Consider the following 253-nt stretch of genomic DNA (forward strand, 5'->3'; position numbering starts at 1 on the left):
ATGCGAACAAACTGATTATTCGGTATTAGCCCCGGTTTCCCGGAGTTATCCCCATCTGCAGGGCAGGTTGCCCACGTGTTACTCACCCATCCGCCGCTAACGCTTTAAGAAGCAAGCTTCTTAAAGCGTTCGCTCGACTTGCATGTATTAGGCATGCCGCCAGCGTTCGTCCTGAGCCAGGATCAAACTCTCCATAATAGAGAAACTTGAATAGCTCGAGTTTCATTTTGCTGACTTTGAATCCGAAGATTCG

At 48.6% G+C, this 253-nt stretch carries 1 rRNA gene; it reads right to left on the reverse strand.

Features of this window, described 5'->3' with window-relative positions:
• A 16S ribosomal RNA gene (locus tag J4G36_RS19030) occupies positions 1-198 on the reverse strand; the annotation flags it as partial.
• Positions 199-253: the final 55 nt, after the last annotated feature.

The organism is Sporosarcina sp. 6E9, from assembly GCF_017921835.1.
Lineage (GTDB): Bacteria > Bacillota > Bacilli > Bacillales_A > Planococcaceae > Sporosarcina.